We start from the raw sequence: 19,655 nt of genomic DNA, 5'->3' as shown, positions 1-19,655 counted from the left end.
TTGGCAGCAAAAGGCCTTTTGATTTATAAGGGCAATCGTTGCTACAAGACTGAGTTTCAACAGCGACGGGATTGATGTGCTCCTATGGCCGATGACACCATTTCAATTAGCTTCACGCCCGACCCGAAACATGTCCCCGCTTATGTCTACGGCTACCAAAATCAGGCCTATGAAAATTACAGCATGATTTTCGACAAGGCCTGGGCGCGCCACTTTGCCTCGGCAAGGGTCAAGCTGTCATTGTTTGCGGGACTGGCCGCCGGATTTATCTATTCCGTGAGCCTGCCGTGGTTCCCGGGCGTCTGGCCGGTTGTCGGTTATTGGGTCTTCGCGCCCGCGCCGTTTGTGGCTCTTGTCATCTGGTACATCATCTGGCAGGGCGCAAAAAGGGAAGCGAAATCCTATTACGAGGTTCTGGCGCACTGGAATATCGCAAATGAGCGAATGTATTCGCCTCACTCGCAGATCGAGATCGGACCTGACGGCTACAAGCAGGTCACACGACTGGATACCGTGCAGCTGAGCTGGGCACGCTATCATCTCGCAATCACGCCGCCGGACAGTCTGGTGCTGGTTTTCCACGGAACGGTGGTTGTCATACCCAACAGCGCCTTGCCGATGGCTGCCAAGGACATTGTCGAGAAGATTAATCATTGGAGCGCAGCCCAACAAAAAGAGCTTCTTCCCTTGCCCTGAAGCGGCGTTTCGAAGGGTATGGCGGGATATCATCAGGAAACAGGACGGCCAGCGTGTCCTCGCGGCAGCCGCCTGACGTCAATCAGCAGCCCGACCCCGTTCTATAGATAACGGCGGTCGCGTCCTGACCGTCTTGTGACACCGCCGCTCCGTTTCGTCTACCGTCCGCCGATAAAATGTCGGGGATCGACGCGTATTCGTGTCAGGCAAGCTGCGAACGCGACAGGAGCGGCAGCGATTTTCCGGCGGCGTGGATGACATTGTCGAGGAATTGCCGTGACGCCTTCTCCCAGCTGTAGCTTCTGGAAAGCGCCAGTGCCTCCTGGGGCGAGCAATTGAGTGCTGCAAGACAGGCATCGCGAAGATTATTGTCCAGCGCGCCGGCGGCAGGGTTGCCGCCGAGAATATCGATCGGGCCGGTCACCGGAAAGGCGGCCACCGGCACGCCGCTCGCCAGCGCTTCGAGAATGGTGTTGCCGAATGTATCGGTCTTCGAGGGGAAAACGAAAACATCGGCCTGCGCATAGGCATCGGCCAGCTCTTCGCCGGTCTTGACGCCGGTAAACAGCACGCCGGGATATTTTTCCTGCAATTCGTGGCGGGCAGGGCCATCACCGATGACGACCTTCGATCCGGGCAAGTCGAGCTCGAGGAAATCCGGCAGGTTCTTTTCCACAGCCACGCGTCCGACCGTCATGAAGATCGGTCTCGGCAGATCAAAAGGCAGCGTGGATTTCGGGCGGGGATGGAAGAGTTCGGCATCGATGCCGCGGCTCCAGCGCTTCAGGTTCTTGACGCCACGGGCTTCCAGCTCTGTCTCAAGGCTCGGGGTGGCCACCATGCAGGTGTTGCCGCCATTGTGGAACCAGCGCACGAAAGCATAAAGCCAGCTTTCCGGGACGGGGAAGCGCGCCGCCACATATTCGGGAAAGCGGGTGTGATAGCTGGTGGAAAAACGCATGTGGTTCTTCACGCACCAGCGCCGCGCCATGAAACCCAGCGGCCCTTCGGTGGCGATATGCACGAAGGAGGGCTGGCTCTTTTCAATCTCCGCCGCGACACGGCGATAGCCTGCGACCGACAGGCGGATTTCCGGATAGGTCGGGCAGGGGATGCTGTAAAAGCTCTGCGGCGTGACCATGCGCACATCCACGCCCAGCCGCGCAAGTTCGGTATTGGTGTTTTCTATCGAGCGAACCACGCCGTTGACCTGCGGGTGCCAGGCATCTGTGACAATCGTGATTCTCGTCATGAAACACTGATCCTGCTCATCTGCGCACGGGCGATTCCCCACCACCCGGCTTCCGCCCGTATATGCGGCGTGCGTGTTACAGGATCATGTCAGGGTGAATGAGGGTAGAGAAGCGGCCTCTGTGTGTAGTTTCAAGGCACACGGCGGGTGACGTAGTTATTGGTTTCAGCGCGGTATATTTGAAGCTTGCGGTTGTCCGCAATGTTCTCTTTTGTCCTCATCCCTGTGCCTGTCACAGAGATCCAGCCAGGCCAAGTCCTTGGGCTGAAAAGACTCCTCTCGCCGCGCAGACGCGCGTCGGCTGGATTCCTGTGACAAGCACAGGAATGAGGGAGCGTGGGGTAGCCCACCCCGAAAATCCGCGTTCGCTCAGTTTGGCTGAACGTTATCCCACCAGCGGAAGAAGCTCGGGGCTGATCAGCGCGCCGTGGTGGCCGATGACGGTTGCGGCCGCTCTTGCAGCAAAGACGGCCGCCTCTTGCGGTGAGCTGCCCGTCACATAACGGGCGAGGAACGCGCCGTTGAAACTGTCGCCGGCGCTTGTCGTGTCCACCACCTCCACGGCCTCCACGGCCGACGCATGGCTGCGGTTGCCGCCGAAATCGAGCGTCGCGCCCTTTGCGCCGTCCTTGACGACGACATTGGCGACGCCGAGCCCGCGGTAGCGGTCGATGGTCACTTCCACGGAGCCGTCACCGAAGTGGCTGGCTTCATCGTCAAAGCTCGGCATGACAAGCGTCGCGGCGCGCGCGCCGTTGGTGATCGTCTCCAGCATCGCATCCTTGTCGGACCAGAGGCGCGGGCGGATGTTCGGGTCGAAGACCACGGGTTTGCCGGCGGCTTTCGCCCGGCGCAGTTCGGCCAGGAAGGTATCGACATCGTGGGGCGAGGCGAGAATGGCAAGCGTGATGCCCGAGAAATAGATGACGTCGGCGCTTTCCACCGTCCTGCGCAGGTGATCCGCATCGGCGGCAAGCTGTCTTGCGGCAGCGGCGTTGCGCCAGTAGCTGAAGGTGCGTTCACCATCTTTGAGGTTGATCAGGTAGAGACCGGGCGTGCCACCCTTGATGCGGCGGATTTTTTCCGTGCCGATGTCGGCGTCCGCGATGAAGGCCAGCATGTCTTCCGAAAGAGGATCGTCGCCGAGCGCTGTGAAATAATCCACGGACCAGTCTTCCGGCAGGCAGGCACGCGCATACCAGGCCGTATTGAAGGTATCGCCAGCAAAACCCTTGCGCAGAAGCCCGTTTCCGGCCTGCGACAGTTCCACCATGCATTCGCCAATCGACAGAAACCGTCCGCCCACGCCATCGTCCTCCTCTTGCTGCATCTTCGGGATTACGACGACAGGCGGTGCCTGACAAGCCCGCTTCGAGGTGATTTTGGGCATTTGCGAAGTTCCGGTTTACGCAAGGGCAGCTGCTTTATATTCTCGCGCCAACCCTCACCAGGAGATCACTCATGCCGACACCCCATGCCCCGGTCCTCAAATCCCAAGCGCAATCGGACTGGTGGAAGGGAGCGGTGATCTATCAGGTCTATCCACGATCCTTTCAGGATACCACGGGCGACGGATACGGTGATCTTGCCGGGGTGACGAAGCGGCTGTCCTATATTGCCTCGCTCGGCGTAGACGCCATCTGGCTCTCGCCTTTCTTCACCTCGCCCATGGCCGACATGGGTTATGACGTTTCCGATTATTGCAATGTCGATCCGATGTTCGGCACGCTTGCGGATTTCGACGCGCTGATGGCCGAGGCGCATCGGCTGGGGTTGAAGGTCATCATCGACCAGGTGATTTCGCACACGTCCGACCAGCATCCCTGGTTCGTGGACAGCCGTGCAAGCCGCAGCAACAGCAAGGCCGACTGGTATGTCTGGGCCAACCCCAAGCCGGATGGGACCGCACCCACCAACTGGCTCTCCGTGTTCGGCGGGCCGGCCTGGGAATGGGACGGCGTGCGCAAGCAATATTACATGCACAGCTTTCTCGCCTCGCAGCCGGACCTCAATTTCCACAATCCGGATGTTCAGGATGCCCTTCTGGAAACCGTGCGGTTCTGGCTTGATCGCGGCGTGGACGGTTTTCGTCTCGATACCGTCAATCACTATTTCCACGACAAGCTTTTGCGCGACAACCCGCCGCTTTTCGACGAAGAGAGTTTTGGTCTCGACGCATCCGACGTCAATCCCTATGGCATGCAGGATCATCTCTACGACAAGACGCGGCCGGAAAACGTGGCGTTTCTCCAGCGTTTCCGCGCGCTTCTCGACGAATATGTGGGCCGCGCCACCGTGGGAGAGGTGGGGGACGGCGCGCGATCGCTGAAGACGGTTGCGGCCTATACGTCCGGCAACGACAAGCTCAACATGTGCTATACCTTCGATCTCCTGGGGCCGGATTTCAGCGCAAAACACCTGCGCGGCTCGGTCGAGACTTTCGGCAAGGTGGTGACGGATGGATGGGTGTGCTGGGCCTTTTCCAACCACGATGTGGTGCGCCACCTCAGCCGTTTTTCTGAAGGCACGGAGGAGCAGACCCGGGTTGCGAAGCTCGCCATCTGCGTTCTCGCCAGCCTGCGCGGCTCGATATGTCTTTATCAGGGGGAGGAGCTGGGTCTGACGGAGGCGGAACTCGCCTTCGAGGATTTGCGCGACCCTTACGGCATTCGTTTCTGGCCAGCATTCAAGGGCCGCGACGGGTGCCGCACGCCGATGGTGTGGGAGACCGGTAAACCGAATGCCGGTTTTTCGAGCGCTGAAAAGCCGTGGTTGCCGGTGCCCTATGCCCACGCCATGCAGGCGGCGGATGCACAGGAGCGGAAGTCCGACTCGGTTCTGAACCACTACCGCGCGGTCTTGTCCTTCCGCAAAACCCATGGTGCCCTGCGCGACGGCGATATGAATTTCATCAAGACCAACCTCGACGTGCTGGCCTTCACGCGCCACAAGGGTGATGAAAAACTGCTCTTCGTCTTCAACCTGACCCGCGAGGCGATAGAGTTTCCGGTGCCGAAGGGCATGCGGGTCACCGATATCCTGCCGATGCCGGGCTTCGAGCCGTTGTTCGACGCCGGTATCGTGAAGCTTGAGGCGCTGGATGTGTTTTGCGGGGTCGTCGCATGAGCGGGCAATTCGTCATCAAGGCAGCCGACGCGGCATCGTTGGACGATTGGTCCCTCCTGCGGCACCGCTTATGGCCCGATGCCTCGCCTGCCGAACACAGCGAAGAATTGCAGGACCTCTCCGACAACGAGGCCGGATTTATTGCCTATAATCTGGCCGGAGTGGCCATCGGTTTTGCCGACGTCAGCCTGCGGCAGGATTATGTCAATGGATGCGACACCTCGCCCGTGGCCTTTCTTGAAGGCGTCTATGTGGAGGGGGCCTTTCGCGGCCAGGGCGTCGCCGCCGCGTTGATCGCCGCGGTGACCCGCTGGGCGGTCGGCAAGGGTGTAAGCGAGCTTGCCTCCGATGCCGATATCGCCAATGTCGATTCACACCGCATGCATGCGGCGCTGGGGTTTGAGGAGACCGAACGGGTGGTTTACTTCCGCAAGCTGCTGCCATCGGGGTCATAACTTGTCGATGCTTTTAAGCCAGCCATTTTAGCAATCTTTCCGCTTCGCGTTGCCTGAACGGGTGTTTTCACGCCAACGTTGTCCGTGAGGTCACTCCGGCTCTTTTATGCTCATTCCGGGAATTTGCATCGGACGGAAGTGGCAGCTATGTCGACAAGGCAACGGGAAATCACGCCTATTTTGGCAGGGTCGCGGGCAAATATTATTACGTGACCTGGCCCGTAGAAACGAAAACCTAAGTCTGCTCTCGCCGCCTTAGATACCTAGATCAGGCGTATTCCGCTGCTTCCGGCCGATAAGCTTCATCGTCAGATCAGCGCAAACCGATCCACATCCACCATGCCCATGTCTGAAATCTTGAGATGCGGGATGACCGGCAGGGGCAGGAAGGCAACCTGCAGGAAGGGTTCCTCCAGCGTCGTGCCGAGCGCATAGGCGGCCTTTCGTAGGGTGTGAAGCGTATCGCGCACCGTTTCGTAAGGTTCGAGGCTCATCAGACCGGCGACGGGGAGCGGGATTTCGCCGGTTACCTTGCCGTCTTCGACCACCACGAAACCGCCTTTGATTTCACCGAGCCGGTTGGCGGCCAGCGCCATGTCGTCCTCGTTCACGCCGACAACGCAGATATTGTGGCTGTCATGGCCGACGGTGGAGGCGATGGCGCCTTTTTTCAGGCCGAAGCCCTGCACGAAGCCGTTGGCGTGGTTGCCATTCTTGCCGTGGCGCTCGATGACGGCGACCTTGATGATATCGTTTTCGAGATCGACGGTCGTCTGGTTGCCGTCCGTCGGCAGAACATAGCGGCGATGTTCGGTGATGATCTTGCCGGGAAGCACACCCATGACGGGGGTCTCGCCTTCGGTAACCGGTACGCCGAAATGGGAGGCCAGCACCGGTCTTGCCTTGACGCTGTCAAGGCCGACGGGAGCGACCGGCTTCCGGGTGGCAAACAGGGCGTCATCGACGATACGGCCGCCGGAAAGCACCATGCCGGCCTTGCAGTTCTGCAGGCTGTCGATCACCACGAGGTCGGCGCGCCAGCCGGGCGCGATGAGACCGCGATCGCGCAGGCCGAAGGCCTTAGCGGCGGAAATCGAGGCAGCACGGTAGATGGCGAGCGGTTCCACGCCGCTGGCGATGGCCGTTCGGATCATATAATCGAGATGGCCCTGTTCGGCGATATCGAGCGGGTTGCGGTCATCCGTGCAGAGCGCGAGATAAGGCGAAAGGCGCTCGGTGATGACTGGCATCAGGGCATGCAGGTCTTTCGAGACCGAGCCTTCGCGCACCAGAATATGCATGCCCTTGCGGATTTTCTCCAGCGCCTCGGCAGCGCTCGTACATTCATGTTCGGTGCGGATGCCGGCCGCAAGATAGCCGTTCAACGCCGTTCCCGACAGCAGCGGCGCATGCCCGTCTATATGCTGGCCCTGAAAGGCTTCCAGCTTCGCCATGCATACCGGGTCCTTGTGGATGACGCCGGGAAAATTCATGAATTCGGCAAGCCCGATGACCTTCGGATGATTGCGAAACGGCAGCAGTTTTTCGATCGGCAGATCGGCGCCGGAGGTTTCCAGATGCGTTGCGGGCACGCAGGAGGAGAGCTGCACCCGAATGTCCATGATGGTTTCCATGGCGCTGTCGAGGAAGAACTGAAGCCCTTCCTCGCCGAGTACGTTGGCGATCTCATGCGGGTCGCAGATGGCCGTGGTGACGCCATAGGGCAAGACGCAGCGGTCGAATTCGTGCGGCGTGACGAGCGATGATTCGATATGAAGATGCGTATCGATGAAGCCCGGAACGACGATTTTTCCGGAAATATCGATTTCCCGGCGGCCATTATAGCTTTCGCTGGTTCCAACGATGGTATCGCCGCAGATGGCGATATCAGAGGCAACTAGTTCTCCCGTCACGAGATCGAAGAATCGTCCGCCTTTGAGGACCATATCTGCCGGTTCACGGCCTGTACCTTGATCGATGCGCGTTTCAAGTTTCGAATTCATGCGGGTTTTCTTCGGCTCCTGGTTTACGTCGTATGCGAGAATTTACAGTATTTACATTCTTGGGTTGTTTCTTGAGTTATTCATGTTGATTCTTTGTGTTTTAAATATAACGGGAGTAAAAAATTTTCATATTTGTGTTATCTTATATTTAAAGTTCAGCATTTGAATAATTTTGGGAAAGTGTAACTTCATCTTTAAGGGCGGGCCGGTCCTGTGCTGGCGTTTCCAAGATAGCGGTTGAGGTTACCATCCCCGGGAAGGAAAATAAAAGCGTCTGATGCTCAAACGAATTTCCACCCAGCAATTGACTGTTGGCATGTTTATCGAAGCGGTCGAAGGAGCGTTTTCGAACAATGATTTTTTACGGCGGCACCGTTTCCTTTTGCGGCATGAGGAATTGATGCGTCAATTAAAACTGAGCGGCGCTGAGAGCATCATCATCAACACCGCCAAGGGTAGCGACATTGATGGCAGGCCGCGTTCGGCCGGAGCCGGTGCGTCAAACCCGGATAATTGCCCCGAAACGATCGCTGCCGTCACCCATGCCGTGCGCTCTGCCGCCGATGCGATCGCCGAGACATTCGCGGTTGCCGAAGCCGGCGGCTGTGTGTCGTTGAAGGGCATGGCTTCAGCCGCGGGCAAGATTTCCGACGCGGTCCAGTCGAACCCGGCGATTTTCATCGGTGTCACCCGATTGAAATCGAAGGACGAAACGACTTTCGTGCATTCGGTTTCCGTCAGTGGATTGATGATCCATTTCGGTCATTATCTCGGACTGGACAGGGGAACGGTCGATCTGCTCGGCATCAGCGGGTTGCTGCACGATATCGGCAAGGTGGAAATTCCCTCGTCGATCCTCAACAAGGCAGAAGGGCTGAGCGCCAGCGAGCGGGAAATCATCAATCTTCACCCGGCTTTCGGCCGGGATATATTGTCACGCAATGAACAGATGCCGGCCATGGTTCTCGACGTCTGCTTCAATCATCACGAACGGATAGATGGCGGCGGTTATCCAAGCGGGCGCGTCGGAAACGAAATCAGCCTTTACGCGCGGATCGCGGCAATCTGCGATGTCTATGACGCGGTCACCTCGGTGCGTCCCTACAAGAAGCCGTGGACAGCAAATGACGCCCTGACCTGGATGCTGCGCCGGGAAGGTCATTTCGACACGCAGCTTCTGAAGAAGTTCGCACTGTGCATTTCGGCTTCGCTGCCGAGGGGTTAATCGCCGAGGATGACCGCCATCTGCAGGCTGTCGGTGTAGTGCCCGTCGATCAGAACGGCGTCGCGTGCCCGGCCTTCATGCACGAAGCCGATCTTTTCATAGAGCGCAATCGCCCTTACATTGTCGGCATGCACGCAGAGTTCGACGCGGTGCAGGCCGAGTTCGCGGGCCGCATCGAGTGCGCGCCCCATAAGCCGTGCGCCAAGCCCCCTGTCACGGTGCGGCGGCAGAATGCCGATGCCCAGCGCGCCGCGATGAGCATGGGTCGGTCTGCTTTCACGGCGAATATCGCACCAGCCGATCACTTCGCCATCCGCAATCGCCACGAATTGCGGATGGTCGTTTTCGATCATGTCGAGAACGAAAGCGCGCACCGCTTCAAGCGGCGGCGCCTCCAGAAAGCTCAGATATTTGCGTTCGCGCGACACCGTGTCGAGAGCACGGTGAAAGCTTTCAACGTGCTCCGCGCGGATCGGCTCGATTGTGACGACGCCATCGCCCGTCATCACGCCGCTTTCGTTTTCGCCTTGCGGGTCAGATGCACCACGACATTTTCGATCATGCGCATGCCGGCGTCCTGGCCGAGCGTCATGATCGATTCGGGGTGAAACTGAACGGCGGCCACCGGTTCCTTGGCGTGTTCGATACCCATGATCGTGCCGTCCTCGCTTTCCGCCGTGATGATGAAATCACGCGGAAGGGTGGCGGGGTCGGCGAAGATCGAGTGGTAGCGACCGACAGTCACTTCCTTGCCGAGACCGGAGAAGACGAGGCCCGGTTCCAGCACGCGGATGCGCGAAGGTTTGCCGTGCATCGGCACCGCAAGCTGGCGAAGCTCGCCACCATAGGCTTCCGCCAAAGCCTGAAGGCCGAGGCAGACGCCGAAGATCGGCAGGTCCCGGGCGCGGGCGGCCTTGATCGTCGCCTTGCAGTCGAAATCCGTCGGGCTGCCGGGTCCGGGCGAAAGCACGACAAGATCGGGCTGGAAGCGATCGAAGACCTCTGCCGCAACCGGCGTTCTGACTGTCGACACCGTTGCGCCGGTCTGGCGGAAATAATTCGCCAGCGTGTGAACGAAGCTGTCCTCGTGATCGACCAGCAGGATCTTGACGCCGTTACCCACCTTGGCGGCGTCACGCTTGGTGGCGGCGGCGTTGGTGCCTTTTGCGTCACGAATGGCGGCGATCATGGCGGATGCCTTCAGCTCGGTTTCGGCTTCTTCTTCCTGCGGATTGGAATCGTTGAGCAGCGTCGCACCCGCACGCACCTCGGCAATGCCGTCCTTGATGCGGATGGTGCGCAGCGTCAGCCCCGTATTCATGTCGCCGTTGAAACCGACCATGCCGATCGCGCCGCCATACCAGGCGCGCGGGCTCTTCTCGTGGCCTTCGATGAAGCGCATGGCCCACAGCTTCGGCGCACCGGTGACGGTGACGGCCCAGGCGTGGCTGAGGAAACCGTCAAAGGCGTCCATGTCATCGCGCAGGCGGCCTTCGATGTGGTCCACCGTGTGGATGAGGCGCGAATACATCTCGATCTGGCGGCGGCCGATGACCTTCACCGAACCCGGCTCGCAGACGCGGCTCTTGTCGTTCCGATCCACATCCGAACACATGGTGAGTTCGGATTCGTCCTTCTTCGAATTCAGCAGTTTCAGGATCTGCTCGCTATCGGCAATCGGGTCGTCACCGCGCTTGATGGTGCCTGAAATCGGGCAGGTCTCGATACGGCGGCCGGAGACGCGTACGAACATTTCCGGCGAGGCGCCGACCAGATACTCCTGATGGCCGAGATTGATGAAGAAGGAATAGGGCGAGGGATTGATCGCCTTCAGGCGGCGGGAGATGGCCGACGGATTGCTCTCGCAACGCTCCATGAATTTCTGGCCGGGGACGACTTCGAACAGATCGCCGCGGCGGAAGCTTTCCTTGGCCTTCACCACCAGTTCGGAATATTCGCCGGGACGATGATCGCCCTTGGGCGGGATCGTATCGGTGGTTTTGAACGGGTCGGGTGTGATCTCCGAAGACTTGCCGTCCGTGGTCACGCCGGCCTTTTCGAAATCGTAACGGTCGATCCAGGCCTTGGCGGAATAGTGGTCAACGACGAGGATTTCGTCGGGCAGGAACAGAACCATGTCGCGCTGGTCTTCCGGGCGCGCCAGCGACAGCTTGATCGCATCGAACTGGAAGGCAAGGTCGTAACCGAAGGCGCCGAACAGGCCGATGGCCGAATCCGCATTCGAATAGAAGAGGTCGACGATAGCGCGCAGGGCCGTGAAGACGGTCGGGATTTTCGAGCGTTCTTCTTCGGTGAAGACGCGGTCCGGCTCATTGACGGTGAGATCGAGACGGCGCGTGGTGGAGGCACCGAGGGTAAGATCGGGCGTCGCCTTCAGCTTCTCGGTGATGAAGGAAAGCAGCACTTCACCGCGACCATTATAGGCCTCGATCCACATCTTGCGGCCGAAACAGGAGATGCCGAGCGGCGGATCGACAATGGCTGTATCCCAGCGCGTGTAGCGGCCCGGATATTCGTAGTTGGATGAAAAAACCGCGCCGCGATGGGAATCGAGCTTCTCGATGTAATTGTCGATGGCGCTGGCGTAATCGGCAGGCCTGCGCTTTCGGCTGACCTTGATGCCGCCTTTCGTCTCGTAGGTTTCCGCTCCGTCATCCTGAATAATCGTTACCATTTCTTTCGCACTTCCCGTTTTTCAGGCCCGATGACAGGCGGCAGAATAACAAAAAAGCCGCCTGAAAATTCGGGCGGCTTGGACTTTGTCTGAAGACATGACTGGTCAAGGCCGCGTAAAGCTGCTCCACCACCAGTTAGCAATGTTCATAGACACGATGTTCATGGGAAAATTGTTAGCGTGCACAATTGGCCTTGGCAAGGGGATTCCGAAGGCGGAATGAACCTTACCAGCCGCCGCCGCGTTCCTGCCCTGCCGAAACGGTCAGGAGTGCCCCGCAAAATGCTTCATCGTCTGTGTCTTCTGGTGATCAGCCTCGCATTGATTTCCGCTTCCGAACCGCCGCAGCAGGTGCCTGTGCCGCAACCGAAACCGGTTGAGGGGCAAGCCCCCGCCGGGGCAGAAAAGCCGGCGGACAAGGATATGCAAAAGCCGGGCGAAACGCCAAAGCCCACTCCCAAACCCGAGGTGCCGAAAGAGCCGCAACCCGATGGCAAGCAGCTGCCAGCCGGTAAAGGCGGCGATGGCGCAACGAAAGAGGGAGAGCGCAAGGAAGGCGAAAGCAGGGAGGGAGAGCAACCGAAACCGGCTGACGAGGCCGCAAAGCCTGAAGAGAAACAGGTGGAGCCGGTGAAGCCGGAAGACCCGGCCGCTTTGCAGGCTTGCCTTGGCGCCTTGAAAGAGATCGGTGCGGAATTCAAGCAGCTTGAACCGATCCGGGATGAGGAGCAGGGCTGCGGCATTGAAGCGCCGATCGAGCTTTCCGTGGTTCTGCCGGCCATCAAGCTTGAACCATCCGGCACCATGCGCTGCGAGACCGCGCTTGCGCTATCGCGCTGGACCAGGGAGATGATGCTGCCCGCGGCGGCCCTTGCCCTGCCGGAGAAAAAGGTCACGGCGATCGCCAATGCTTCGACCTATATCTGCCGCAACCGCAATAGTGCGGAAAACGGCAAGATTTCCGAACACGCCAAGGGCAATGCCGTGGATATTTCCACCATAGCCTTCGACAAGGGCGAGCCATTGGTGATGAAGCCGCGCGGCGAGGATGGAACGCCGGAGGGTGCCTTTCAGCGTGCGATTACAGCCACCGCCTGCCTGTTTTTCCGCACCGTTCTGTCCCCCGGCAGCGACGCCACCCATCAGGATCACCTGCATCTCGACGTGCTGGAACGAAAGGGTGACTATCTTTATTGCCGCTGACAAAAAAGGGCGACCCGAAGGCCGCCCCGACTGGAGTTCTTGTTTGAGACCTTGTTAGAACCTCTGGGTCAGAGAGATTTTGAAGGTGCGGCCCGGCTCGGAGTAATATTCATTCGCTTGCGAACCGGCGGTGCGCGCAGTGGCATAGTCGTAATACGTCTTGTCAAAGACGTTGTAGATGCCTGCGTTGATGCGGAGACCCTTGACCTGTTCGGGTTCGTACCATGCCGTCAGGTCTACGATGCCGTAACCCGGCGTCGCAAAATATGTTCTTTGACCGTTGGTGAGGATGTCCTTGCCGCGTCCGCCGTTAGCCGCGATCCAATCGATGCCGACACCCCAGGTTTCGGTGTCGTAAGCAGCGCTGATGACACCCTTCAGCGGTGAGACCGACTGGAGGAAGGTGTCATTGTCGAGGTTCTTGCCATTGGCATAGGCGAGGCCCCCGCGCAGGCTGAAGCCATTGTCGAAACGCACATGCGCCGAGAGTTCGGCACCGTAAATACGGGCACGGTCCAAATTGACGCCGCGCGTAATGCCGCCTTGACGGTAGTTGTTCAGATCATAACCGAGCGCTGCCGCCTGGCTTGCGGTGAGGCTGGTGGTTTCGATGAAGTTCTTATAGCGGTTGTAGAAGAGGTTGATGCGACCGCCGAGGTCCTCATCACCCAGGTTGGCGCCAATTTCGAAACCGTTGCTGGTTTCCGATTCAAGATTGGGATTGCCGAGCCGCAGGTAGGTGCCGGGGCCGCCGAAAACGCTATACAATTCGCCGGCGTTCGGTGCGCGGAAACCCATTGCCCATTGCGCGTACAGTTCCACCTTGTCGGAAACGTCATAACCTGCACGCAGCTTCGGGGAAACGGCCACGTCGTCGAACTCGCCCGGGAGTGCAGGGCGGTTGGTGTTGCGGGCATATTCCGATGTCATTTTGGGTGTGTGCTGCACCCAGTCGAAACGCAGGCCGGGGGTCAGCGTGAAGCCGCTTTGGCCGAAGCCGATCTCGTCATCGATATAAAAACCGATCCGGCTGCTATCCACCTTCGGCGTATCGGCCTGGTTGGTGTGGAGGTTCGCGCATGCCGCAAAAGCGCCGGTATAAGGCAGTCGGCAATTGTCGACGCCGGAGGAATATTGTTCAGAGGTGCTTCTCGAAAGGTCGAAGCCAAACGTCACGTCGTGATTAAGCTGGCCGGTCTCGAATTTCTTCTGCAGAGCGCCGACAAGGCCGAAGCTGTTTTCGTCGTAGTCGTTGAGGCGGCTGATATTGCCGACGACGGTTGTCGAGCGGTAGCCATTGTAGCCAGTTTCGCGGGACTGTTTCTGCCAGTAAAGCGACGCCCAGGAGCTGTCGAATAGACCATCCGTGCCGGTCGCATCATAGGAATAGTCAAGCGAGATGCGGTCGCGGGCCGTTGCGTTGTTGGTGAAATAAGCACCGGGCAGGTAGTTGTCGCGGGGACCCAGCACGGCAACCTGGTTGATTTTCGAGTTGGTGTCCCGGTCGCGGCGGAAACTTTCGGCCGTCACGCCGATGCGATGGCCGCCTTCCAGATCCTGGCGCAGCTTGAACAGAAGGTTGTGCTGATCGTAATCCGAGGGATCGGCTTTCGTGCGCGTCGGACCGTAGGAATCCACACTGCCGTTGGTTTTACGCTCCTTGCCCTTCTTGTAGCCGCCCTGGAACATGATCGAGGTATTCTCGATTTTCTTTGCTACTGCGACGGATGGCTCATAGCTGGTGTCGGCGCTGTCGAATGTGAATTTGGCTACGCCGCCCCAATCGCGGCCTTCCTGAATAAGGTCTTCGGGCTCCAGTGTCTGCAACCCGAGAACGCCACCGAGAGCGCCGGAACCGGCGCGGCTTGAATCTGCACCGCGCAGAACGTCGACTGCGGACAGCGACGAGAAGTTGAAGGAGTCCAGGCCGCCGGTCGCGCCGCGCGTGGCGTCGGACAGATACCGCACGGGAATTCCGTCAATGGTGGTCAGAACACGGTCGCCTTCGAGGCCGCGAATGTTGACGGCACCCGTGCTGCGGTTGAACGAGACGCCGGGCTGTGCGACGCGGCCCAGATCTTCGATGCTCGTGATCTGTTTCTTCTCGATCGTCGCGGCCGTCGTTTCCGTTGCAAGGGGGGTGTCGGCTACAGCGCTGCCACCCTTCACACGCTTGCCCTTGACCACGATCTTCTCGAGCGTGGTGGTGCCGTTCGCCTGCGACGCGGCGTCCTGCGCCCGCGCTGGCCCGGCAAGGGGCAGAAGAGACATGGCAGTGCACAAGAGCAGCGCGGAATGTGTGCGCGAGATGGACATAAAGTACCCCCGGGTAGGCGCGCGCATAAACCACGGCGCGCAAAAACGCGCCGCGCTTGCTGTCGCGGCTGAAACTGTTTTGAATTGTTACGGGCGAGCCGATAAGGGAGGACTAAAAAACATGACGATAACTGTCAACATATTATATATGACTTTTTACATCATGTTTTAAAGCATAACAGTGCGTTGCAAAAATGTGACGCTTCACCATGCCGCATGCAAAGCGCTGGATAGGGGGCGAAAACGCCGCCATGCGGCCAAAGTCCCGACATTGCCGCTTGCTAGGATATTCGCAGCCAGTTTACATGGCGAAAGAAAGAATGCCCAACAATAAACAGATCATTAATCGGATACGGAAATGAAGTCTCTTGAACTGCTCGTCGAGCGGATCATTCTCTCCAGCCGCTGGCTGCTCGTTGTATTTTATCTCGGGCTCGTGGCGGCGCTGGCGGTTTACGCCTTCTCCTTCACGCTCAAGTTCCTGAAGGTTGCGAAAAACGTTTTCACTTACGATGAAGCGGACATGATCCTTGCCATGCTCGGGCTGATTGATGCTGCGCTGGTTGCGAGCCTCATCGTGATGGTGATGATCTCCGGCTACGAGAATTTCGTCAGCCGCTTCGATCAGGCGGATGACGAGGTTTCGTTTCTGGGCAAGCTTGACTCGGGCAGTCTGAAAATCAAGGTCGCGTCGTCGATCGTGGCGATTTCGTCGATCCACCTGCTGCAGATATTCCTCAACGCCAGCCAGTATACGGACAGCCAGCTGATGTGGTTCACCATCATTCATCTGGCCTTTGTCGTCTCGGCGGTCATGCTCGGTTTTCTGGAAAAACTGATGGCGAAGCCAAAGGAAAAGTCTGAAAAGCCTGTGCTTTGATGAGGGTGGTCCGCTTGTTATGAAGGTCGAAACCGTGTCTGCCGAAGCCGTATGTTCCCTGCTCCGGGGTATCTCGCCCCCACTCGGTGGCGGCGCCTGAATGCTGAAGACGGAGCGCCAGGACAGCCTTTGCCGTGATCTGTCGGCTGCCGCCGACAGGCAGCAATGGCTGGTGGCGCTGCAGGCGGTCATGCAGGCTTTCGGTTATTCCCACGTGACCCTTCTGAGGTTGCCGGGTTTCGGCAACGCCCATGCCCTGCCGACGGTTGTGGAAAGCAGCCTGCCGGTCTGGGTCGTGAACGCGATGACCAAGAACGGTGCGCTCGGCGACTGTCCGGTCATCAAGCGCGGCGCTTCATCGATGATGCCGCAATATTGGTCGCTCGACGATGCGGAACTCGCCTGCGAAACGCTGGTGGAGGCGGGGTCATCGCTCAGCAGCATCGGCGTCACCTCCGGTCTCATGGTGCCGGTAAACGGCATGAACGGGTACCGCCATCTGATGAATTTCGCAGGTGATCGCGACGCCCTGTCGCAGGCGTCGCTGAACGAATTGGGCATGATCGCGCTGCATGCGCTGGAGGCCTATGACCGCCTTTGCCGCACAGGCTCCAAAGGCCCGTCGCCCCTGACGAAACGCGAACTCGAGGTGGTGCGCTGGACGGCGCAGGGAAAGACGTCGGTGGAGATCGCCGAGCTCCTGTCCATCTCTGAGCACACCGTCAACGCCTACATGAACAACGCCATGCGCAAGCTCGATTGCGTCAACCGAACGCAACTGGTGGCCAAGGCCATACGCCAGCGCCTGATAGACTGAGCCGGCGGCAAGGCCGGCTCCGTTACCTATCGGTCGAGTACGGAGCGGAGTTCGACGAGGTTCGAGCGCACCCGCAGAACGTAAAACCCCATGGTGGCAAGGTGCGACGGCATGATCCAGCCGCTTTCCTCGCCGTTGGAAATGATCGCCGGCTGGATGCGCAGGGCAGCGCGGGTCTGAAGCAGCGTGTCGTTCCACAGATTGGTCAGGTTGCGTTCGCGGATGACCTGCGCGAAGTCCGATCCTGCGGCGGAAAGCACGCCGTAATAGCCATAGAGCTGGCCATAGGCGAACCAGAAACGGTCGTCAGCACGGGTATCGAACCAGCCGCCATTATAGTTTTCCGAACGCTCGCGCAGGATGGCGGATGTTGAACCGATATCGCCGGCAATGCGGTCGATGAACTGGATGAGGTTGTCGGCACGGGTATCGAAGACGGCCTTGCAGGCGACAAGTTCGCCGTTGAAGGCCTGGAGGCTGCGAATGGCGGCGCGATAATAGCTTGGTGTCGGCGTCTTCGGGCCGAAGGGATCAAGGCCGAAATACCAGGAATATTCGCTGAACTGCATGTTGCCACGCGCTTCCTGGAGATTGTTGTTGATGCCGGAGGTTCCGCGAACACGGCCGAGCGTATCCACCAGTTCCACCGAGGTACGGCGCACCGCCTGGTTCACGCCGCGCTGGAAGGACGCCTTGTTGTCGAGAAACGGCGTGCTGTCCCAGTCCATGCCGAAGAGGCCGAGACGATAGAGCAGCATGGAGGAAATCCACGCGTTCTGATTGACGTTGAAATCGGTAAGATCGGCAGCGGCATCAACGATGGCAGAGCGCTGGCACACCGGCGCGGAGGTGTTTGCGGCAGCACCGGTTGCCCCGGCGGCGGCAGCCGGGGTCGCGGCCGGCAATTCCTGTCCGGGCGGCACGGTGCGTTCGGCAAGCTTGTACCGGGAAATGTAATCCGGGTCGAAATTGCTCCAGACCTGCGTCTGCCAGACGAAATATCCGTAGAAGCCGGCAAGGAGAATGAGCACCAGAGCGATCGGGCCCTTGATGATCCAGTTGCGGCCGCTGTACCAGCCGTGGGCGGCCATGAAAGGCCACAAAAGCCAGGCGACGACGAGACCGGCGGCCCTGCCGATGGCGCTGAAGGCTGCCTGAATCAAAGCGGTGATCCGGTCGATCATGTCGTCATGGTCTCCTCTGCCCGTGGGGCTGGATGCCGGAAGGAACCCGTGGCTGCGCCACTCGTCCCCGGCACTTCATCAATCCGCGGTCATCTACTGTCCTGCAGATATGTCCCGCTTACCCGGGATACAACATGATTGCGAAACTTTTCTCAACCTGTGGTCCGCGCCGGGCGTTCCGGTATTTGCAGCAGGCTTAACCGAACATCACCGGCCGCGGACACTTCAGGATGTTGCTAGAGGCCGAGCTTGGCGATCTCTGCGTCCAGCCGGTCCCGCGCCTTTTTCGGCAGCTTGCCGTTCCTGACGGCGTCCAGATTGGCCGGCGCGGCATCACCGACAACGACGAGCGCGACCATGCCCATGCCGAGATGCGGCGTGCATTTGATGACGTAGGCGCCTTCCTTGTCGACGGTCACCTTCACCGTCTCGTTCATCTTGCCCTTGAAGTCGGCGACACCCTCCGGGATCATTTCCTTGACGGCTGCCGCATCATGGCCCTTGTCCACCGGGACGAAGGTGATGACATCGCCGATGGCTGCCTTGACGGTTGCCGGTTCAAAGACCATCGCCTGGCCGTCGCTGCCCTTGTTGAGCATCTTCACCTCGATTTCGGCCGACAAGGCGGGAAAGGCAAAGAGGCCGGCTGCTATGGCGAGGCTGGCAATTCTGGCAGTTTTGTTGTGCATATCTTTTGCTCCTGGGAGAAAGCACATCCACGCGAATGTGTCTTCGCGGTCTTAGCGCAGGAGCCAGAAGACCATCCTTGCGAAAAATCAAATGCGGCAACCGGACGCAGGGTTAGAGTGTTTCCGGACGGAACCGGGGGCTTCCTGGAAATACTCTATTCGCCCTTGACGGTTTCCACCCAGTGGTGGCGGCAGAAGGACACATATTTTTCATTGCCGCCGACATCGATCTGCGCGCCTTCCCTGACGACATTGCCCTGGTTGTCGAAACGGGCGACCATCGTCGCCTTGCGGCCGCAATGGCAGATGGTGCGGATTTCGCGAAGCTCGTCGGCAATGGCGAGCAGTTCCCTGGAGGCCGGAAAGAGCTTGCCCTGAAAATCCGTTCGCAGGCCGTAGGTCATGACCGGAATGTTCAACCGGTCGGCAATTCCGGCAAGCTGCCAGACATGGTGTTCGGACAGGAAGTTGGCTTCATCGACAAAAACACAGGCGACCGGCGCTTCGGCGTGCAGGGCCGATACTTCGGCGAAAATATCGGTGGTGTCATCGAAGGTTCGCGCGTCGGAAGACAGGCCGATGCGCGAGGCGACCCGGCCAACGCCGGCCCGGTCATCGAAGGCGGCCGTGAAAATCAGCGTGCGCATGCCGCGCTCCTGATAATTGTAGGAAGCCTGCAGCAGCATGGTCGATTTGCCGGCGTTCATCGCTGCATAATTGAAATAGAGTTTTGCCATTATCCACTCCCGGAGCGCTTTCGCGTCTTTTCGACGCCTTGCAGCAATGCTCCAACCTATTGAATCGGCACATCGCGCCTCACGGAATCGATTCCGGTCTATGAGCGGATGCTGCATTGTGCGTCTTTTGACGGCGAAGAAGCGGGTTGAAAAGTGCCGGAGCAGGAAAAACACAGATTTCCGCAACCCGTCATTTCCGGCGCTGCACGGCTGAAACCGCCTATTTTCACCGTTGTGTCGCAAACGGTGCGCCAAAGCACGCAAATGCACGCGAGTTGATTGTGTCCGGCAGATATTGATAATGGCAAGGGAACGAAAAAACAGGGAGCAAGCGAATGTTTGCAAATAGAAGTCGCTGTCTGGCCTTGGCCGCAGCA

Annotated in this window: 16 protein-coding genes; 7 read left to right on the top strand and 9 right to left on the bottom strand. The window is 59.1% G+C overall.

Annotation, left to right across the window (positions count from 1 at the left end; all coding sequences use genetic code 11):
- The first annotated feature begins 84 nt into the window (after nucleotides 1-84).
- Nucleotides 85-696 (top strand): hypothetical protein, encoded by a 612-nt coding sequence (locus OK142_RS11935; protein WP_498682930.1) that lies wholly within the window; start codon nucleotides 85-87, stop codon nucleotides 694-696.
- Between the two features lie 202 nt (nucleotides 697-898).
- Here OK142_RS11935 and OK142_RS11930 read toward each other — a convergent pair whose 3' ends face one another.
- Both OK142_RS11930 and OK142_RS11925 read right to left on the bottom strand, forming a co-directional pair.
- Complete coding sequence (locus OK142_RS11930) at nucleotides 899-1,948, bottom strand: bifunctional monoglucosyl/glucuronosyl diacylglycerol synthase (RefSeq protein WP_003494487.1); 1,050 nt, start codon at nucleotides 1,946-1,948, stop codon at nucleotides 899-901.
- Between the two features lie 385 nt (nucleotides 1,949-2,333).
- The gene (locus OK142_RS11925; protein WP_498683234.1) at nucleotides 2,334-3,254 is read right to left on the bottom strand and encodes a sugar kinase; all 921 of its coding nucleotides are present in this window, start codon (nucleotides 3,252-3,254) and stop codon (nucleotides 2,334-2,336) included.
- Between the two features lie 155 nt (nucleotides 3,255-3,409).
- Between OK142_RS11925 and bglA the strand changes: the two genes are divergently transcribed.
- Together bglA and aac(6') are read left to right on the top strand one after the other, a co-directional pair.
- On the top strand, nucleotides 3,410-5,074 hold the full coding sequence (bglA, locus tag OK142_RS11920; RefSeq protein WP_498682928.1) for a beta-galactosidase BglA: 1,665 nt from the start codon (nucleotides 3,410-3,412) through the stop codon (nucleotides 5,072-5,074).
- Nucleotides 5,071-5,529, top strand: a complete 459-nt coding sequence (gene aac(6'), locus OK142_RS11915) for an aminoglycoside 6'-N-acetyltransferase (protein ID WP_498682927.1) — start codon at nucleotides 5,071-5,073, stop codon at nucleotides 5,527-5,529. The genes bglA and aac(6') overlap by 4 nt, the downstream gene beginning before the upstream one ends.
- 308 nt (nucleotides 5,530-5,837) lie before the next feature.
- Here the strand turns inward: aac(6') and ade are convergent, their stop codons facing one another.
- Entirely contained in the window at nucleotides 5,838-7,532 is a 1,695-nt protein-coding gene (gene ade / locus OK142_RS11910) for an adenine deaminase (RefSeq protein ID WP_498682925.1), read from the bottom strand.
- Between the two features lie 277 nt (nucleotides 7,533-7,809).
- Here ade and OK142_RS11905 point away from each other — a divergent pair, with 277 nt between their 5' ends.
- Nucleotides 7,810-8,757 (top strand): HD-GYP domain-containing protein, encoded by a 948-nt coding sequence (locus OK142_RS11905; protein ID WP_498682923.1) that lies wholly within the window; start codon nucleotides 7,810-7,812, stop codon nucleotides 8,755-8,757.
- On the opposite strand, the gene OK142_RS11900 is transcribed toward OK142_RS11905, so the two are convergent.
- Nucleotides 8,754-9,263 (bottom strand): GNAT family N-acetyltransferase, encoded by a 510-nt coding sequence (locus tag OK142_RS11900; protein WP_498683232.1) that lies wholly within the window; start codon nucleotides 9,261-9,263, stop codon nucleotides 8,754-8,756. The genes OK142_RS11905 and OK142_RS11900 overlap by 4 nt on opposite strands.
- Entirely contained in the window at nucleotides 9,263-11,452 is a 2,190-nt protein-coding gene (locus OK142_RS11895; RefSeq protein WP_498682921.1) for an anthranilate synthase, read from the bottom strand. The genes OK142_RS11900 and OK142_RS11895 overlap by 1 nt, the downstream gene beginning before the upstream one ends.
- A gap of 282 nt (nucleotides 11,453-11,734) precedes the next feature.
- Between OK142_RS11895 and OK142_RS11890 the strand changes: the two genes are divergently transcribed.
- The gene (locus OK142_RS11890; RefSeq protein WP_498682920.1) at nucleotides 11,735-12,655 is read left to right on the top strand and encodes an extensin-like domain-containing protein; all 921 of its coding nucleotides are present in this window, start codon (nucleotides 11,735-11,737) and stop codon (nucleotides 12,653-12,655) included.
- Between the two features lie 54 nt (nucleotides 12,656-12,709).
- Here the strand turns inward: OK142_RS11890 and OK142_RS11885 are convergent, their stop codons facing one another.
- On the bottom strand, nucleotides 12,710-14,926 hold the full coding sequence (locus OK142_RS11885; RefSeq protein WP_498682918.1) for a TonB-dependent hemoglobin/transferrin/lactoferrin family receptor: 2,217 nt from the start codon (nucleotides 14,924-14,926) through the stop codon (nucleotides 12,710-12,712).
- 403 nt (nucleotides 14,927-15,329) lie between these two features.
- On the opposite strand from OK142_RS11885, the gene OK142_RS11880 reads away from it, so the two are divergent.
- Both OK142_RS11880 and OK142_RS11875 read left to right on the top strand, forming a co-directional pair.
- Nucleotides 15,330-15,851, top strand: a complete 522-nt coding sequence (locus OK142_RS11880) for a TIGR00645 family protein (RefSeq protein ID WP_003494509.1) — start codon at nucleotides 15,330-15,332, stop codon at nucleotides 15,849-15,851.
- Between the two features lie 100 nt (nucleotides 15,852-15,951).
- A complete protein-coding gene (locus tag OK142_RS11875) occupies nucleotides 15,952-16,668 on the top strand; it encodes a helix-turn-helix transcriptional regulator (protein ID WP_003494511.1) in 717 nt (238 codons plus the stop codon).
- 26 nt (nucleotides 16,669-16,694) lie between these two features.
- Here the strand turns inward: OK142_RS11875 and OK142_RS11870 are convergent, their stop codons facing one another.
- The 3 genes from OK142_RS11870 to OK142_RS11860 form a co-directional block, all read right to left on the bottom strand.
- Nucleotides 16,695-17,852, bottom strand: a complete 1,158-nt coding sequence (locus OK142_RS11870; RefSeq protein WP_082182751.1) for a DUF2333 family protein — start codon at nucleotides 17,850-17,852, stop codon at nucleotides 16,695-16,697.
- 236 nt (nucleotides 17,853-18,088) lie between these two features.
- On the bottom strand, nucleotides 18,089-18,541 hold the full coding sequence (locus OK142_RS11865) for a pseudoazurin (RefSeq protein WP_498682915.1): 453 nt from the start codon (nucleotides 18,539-18,541) through the stop codon (nucleotides 18,089-18,091).
- Between the two features lie 155 nt (nucleotides 18,542-18,696).
- Nucleotides 18,697-19,278, bottom strand: a complete 582-nt coding sequence (locus OK142_RS11860) for a thymidine kinase (protein ID WP_498682913.1) — start codon at nucleotides 19,276-19,278, stop codon at nucleotides 18,697-18,699.
- Nucleotides 19,279-19,655 lie beyond the last annotated feature (377 nt).

Origin of the sequence: Agrobacterium sp. BT-220-3, assembly GCF_025910175.1 — a bacterium.
Lineage (GTDB): Bacteria > Pseudomonadota > Alphaproteobacteria > Rhizobiales > Rhizobiaceae > Agrobacterium > Agrobacterium oryzihabitans.
This window is presented reverse-complemented; position numbering and strand designations above follow the sequence as displayed.

What these genes read in the sequence shown, in the direction of transcription:
- OK142_RS11890 (WP_498682920.1), top strand. Translation starts at nt 11,735, where the DNA reads ATGCTTCATCGTCTGTGTCTTCTGGTGATCAGCCTCGCATTGATTTCC.
- ade (WP_498682925.1), bottom strand. Translation starts at nt 7,532, where the DNA reads ATGAATTCGAAACTTGAAACGCGCATCGATCAAGGTACAGGCCGTGAA.
- OK142_RS11865 (WP_498682915.1), bottom strand. Translation starts at nt 18,541, where the DNA reads ATGCACAACAAAACTGCCAGAATTGCCAGCCTCGCCATAGCAGCCGGC.
- bglA (WP_498682928.1), top strand. Translation starts at nt 3,410, where the DNA reads ATGCCGACACCCCATGCCCCGGTCCTCAAATCCCAAGCGCAATCGGAC.
- OK142_RS11870 (WP_082182751.1), bottom strand. Translation starts at nt 17,852, where the DNA reads ATGATCGACCGGATCACCGCTTTGATTCAGGCAGCCTTCAGCGCCATC.
- OK142_RS11935 (WP_498682930.1), top strand. Translation starts at nt 85, where the DNA reads ATGGCCGATGACACCATTTCAATTAGCTTCACGCCCGACCCGAAACAT.
- OK142_RS11905 (WP_498682923.1), top strand. Translation starts at nt 7,810, where the DNA reads ATGCTCAAACGAATTTCCACCCAGCAATTGACTGTTGGCATGTTTATC.
- OK142_RS11880 (WP_003494509.1), top strand. Translation starts at nt 15,330, where the DNA reads ATGAAGTCTCTTGAACTGCTCGTCGAGCGGATCATTCTCTCCAGCCGC.
- OK142_RS11885 (WP_498682918.1), bottom strand. Translation starts at nt 14,926, where the DNA reads ATGTCTCTTCTGCCCCTTGCCGGGCCAGCGCGGGCGCAGGACGCCGCG.
- OK142_RS11900 (WP_498683232.1), bottom strand. Translation starts at nt 9,263, where the DNA reads ATGACGGGCGATGGCGTCGTCACAATCGAGCCGATCCGCGCGGAGCAC.
- OK142_RS11930 (WP_003494487.1), bottom strand. Translation starts at nt 1,948, where the DNA reads ATGACGAGAATCACGATTGTCACAGATGCCTGGCACCCGCAGGTCAAC.
- OK142_RS11860 (WP_498682913.1), bottom strand. Translation starts at nt 19,278, where the DNA reads ATGGCAAAACTCTATTTCAATTATGCAGCGATGAACGCCGGCAAATCG.
- OK142_RS11875 (WP_003494511.1), top strand. Translation starts at nt 15,952, where the DNA reads ATGCTGAAGACGGAGCGCCAGGACAGCCTTTGCCGTGATCTGTCGGCT.
- OK142_RS11895 (WP_498682921.1), bottom strand. Translation starts at nt 11,452, where the DNA reads ATGGTAACGATTATTCAGGATGACGGAGCGGAAACCTACGAGACGAAA.